Source organism: Ensifer sp. NM-2 (assembly GCF_003024455.1).
GTDB classification, from domain to species: Bacteria; Pseudomonadota; Alphaproteobacteria; order Rhizobiales; family Rhizobiaceae; genus Ensifer; species Ensifer canadensis.
In genome coordinates this window covers 1-2,807 of record NZ_PVZR01000051.1, presented here as the reverse complement: position 1 = coordinate 2,807, position 2,807 = coordinate 1, and the positions used below count along the sequence as shown (strand labels likewise).

Sequence of the window (2,807 nt, the reverse complement as noted above, 5' to 3'; positions counted from 1 at the left end):
CTTTGGGAGGACCGCGTCGATCCAAGCCCTGTAGTAGGTTCCACCACCCAGGTCGAAGGTCGCTTTGATCTCGCTGGTGCGGTCGCTGTGCCCGCGTAAGTAGTCGAATACCCCGAAAATATGATCGGCAGCGAGCGTCTGGTTGGTCTTCTCAAGATGCGATTTGCACATGAGTAGGATCCAGTCGTCTTTTGCCGGCCCCCCGTACAAGAGCGGCTCTTCTTCCTCCAGACCATATTTCAAGAGCGGGTCCTCCTGCCCTTGGACCGTTACGGCGATGAACCGGCTGAAGGTTGGGAGGTCAGGATTTTGTCCCATCCAATTCGCAAGCGCCGTCAAAACCGTCTCGCAAACACGCCGTTCTTCATCGGGGATACTGTCTAGAAGATCGGTGATCGAGCAAAGGGTCATTTCGTCCAACAGTGTCGTGCTGGGCAACTGGCTTTGTGAACCGTGATTGGCATAGTGGCGTTGGTGGATTGCGGCGAGGGCCGTGTGGAGATACAGCGAACGGCTGGTTTGTGGAAAGTGCCGTTCTTTCAACTGCTTCAGGGCCCACTGGGATTTAAACGCGAGTGGTCTGGCGAACATATCCTCTAACGTTGGGGCGTTACGGATTTTTAGCAGCCCTCGCGCAGTCGCGTTCAAAGAGATCTTGTATTTTTCCCTGGTGCCGTCGGGCAGCGGGGTCTCGGCTAGCAGGCGCTTGATGCGGGCAAGGTCCGTTTTCAAACGTCCTGCGAGGTCGGGCTCCATATTGGCCCATCGAGCAGCGTTGGCTGCCTGAGTGATGTGACCTTTCACGGTCGGGGTAATCGCAGAATTTGCTCTGATAGCCGCCAGGGTTTGGTCGTATCTCGCATCCTCTGTGTCGGTGAGCAACTGCTCTAAGGTTCGGTTGCCAGCCGTAGCTGGTAGAAGCGCCGCAATCGTCCTCAAAGCATTGCGGTATATATTTGCTGTGTTTGGGGTGAGGCCGACGAATTTGGTGACCACGCCGTTGATGTAGTCTTCGTCTTCTCCCGCCACGGTTGGCATTTGTGATGAACTCATGCCGAGCGGTGCTGTTGCAGGCCAAGGGGTGGGTTTATCGGGAATGAGAAGGTGAAAAGGGGCGAGCGCTGTGCCTGTGTTGTCTGTCCGGTCTTCTGTGAACTGGCGTTTCTCAGGTGGTGGGCAATCCGGCTTTTATAGACGTTTTTACCCTGGGGCGGCGGGTCTTTGCTCCGTGTTGACAAATCCAGGTTTTGGCCGGCGATGCCAAACAAGGTGATTGGGCGCGCTGGCTCCAGCTGACGCGTCCCGGCTGCGCCAATTTCCGCAGCGTCCGAAACAGGGCCCCGCATAAGGAGGCGGCGCAGCGTTGCGATTGGTGGTTGCTTCCGATCCTCGCCTATTCTTTTTCGTGCCAAGAGCACAGCCCTCAAAGGTGGTGGCTCAATGGTGCCGCTAGAGGCCGGAAGGATTGTCATCCGGTTTCAAGCTGACGTGTCGCTCCACCCATGAGTAATTTTTCGTGCCAGGTGGCTTAATGATTGGCTGACATGGTCTTAAGCGACCTCGTATTCGCAATTACGTGGGGCCGATTGGCATGCGCCAAGAACAGTTACGAGGGCTTGGCGTCCGGTCACTCCGAGTAAGGCCGCGGAAGCGAAGTGTCTGCGCACCTATTATCATTTTTTTCGCGAGCGGGAATGGCGTCCCACGTGGCGGGATTAGTCATGGGGCAGGGGCAGGGGCAGGATATAAGCTGGACGTAATCTTTGTAAGTTTGTGTAAACGTTCAAAAGTAAATACGTGCACTCGTAAGTTCCTATCGGCGCGGGATTTCCGTTCCAAAACTTCCGGATGCCACCTTTTATGAAGATCAGGATCAGGATGACTTCCCCCGGGGAAGGGTGCAGCAGGACGGTGGCCATCCGTGTTTTTTCGATCGGGTCGGGTTGTTCAAGCTCAACCTGATGGAAAGACCACCGTAAGCGCGATTTTCCCCGTACATTGACAAGGGCAATTTAGACGGATCGCCTTGGCGTTGGGAACCGCATCTGGTCAGGCGGTGGCAGTTTTTGCGAAGTTGAAGGGCAGCAGGTCTTCGATATCAGCATCGCCCGCGCGTTGAGGCAATTCGGTAAGGACGTAGCGCAACCACGTTAATGGCTCGATGCGCAGGTGGGGCGATGCATCCGGTCGGCGCAGCAAGGGCACACCTTCTGATCGTCGGGAAGGTCATACCCGACGCGCTCGCGCGGCAGATTTTCCGGCAGCGGTCTGCGGCCGCGCTTTTTTCCCGTCGTGCCTTCGACCGCCGGTAACCCTGTGTCCGGTAGGTCGACGACATCGCCGTCGGCGTCATCCTCATCGGCAACCTGTTCGGCTTCATTGAAGACGCGATCAACGTGTTTTTCGCTGCGCGGTAGCAGACCGATCTCGACCAGTTGGTTCAGATGTTTGAAGACGGTGGCCCGTGACAAGCCGACGGCATGCCCAAGCCTTCTGGCCGAAAGCTGCCGTTCGGACAGAATGGTCAACAGTAAGAGCCGCTTCGGATGGGCAAGGACCCTTAAGAACCTGGTGGCGTCCGATGCCAGTGCTTCATTGAACGTCGTTGTCGCGGTGTCTGCCATTTCCAATCCACATATCGATTGCTGTCGTGGCTGCCCTTACCTCAGCAAAAGGAAACGCAATAGCCGGATTGAACGATGCCGGCTGCTTGTTGAGCAGCGTGCTTCGGCCAGTTGTTGCTCAGAGCGCAGCAAACGAGGTCAAGCGCGGCCTCCCGTCAGATGAGTTGCTGGCGCGCTGCCTGA

The 2,807-nt window shown here is 56.6% G+C and carries 2 protein-coding genes and 1 pseudogene; all 3 read right to left on the bottom strand.

Annotated features, from left to right (window positions below):
* Positions 1-1,053 (bottom strand): hypothetical protein (locus C6558_RS38630; RefSeq protein ID WP_210205730.1); only part of this gene is annotated, 1,053 nt, incomplete at its 3' end.
* 996 nt (positions 1,054-2,049) lie between these two features.
* Entirely contained in the window at positions 2,050-2,205 is a 156-nt protein-coding gene (locus C6558_RS41900; protein WP_107028836.1) for a transposase domain-containing protein, read from the bottom strand.
* Positions 2,175-2,624, bottom strand: a pseudogene (locus tag C6558_RS38615) (ArsR family transcriptional regulator); the annotation flags it as partial. The pseudogene C6558_RS38615 and the gene C6558_RS41900, both read right to left, overlap by 31 nt.
* Between the last annotated feature and the right edge of the window lie 183 nt (positions 2,625-2,807).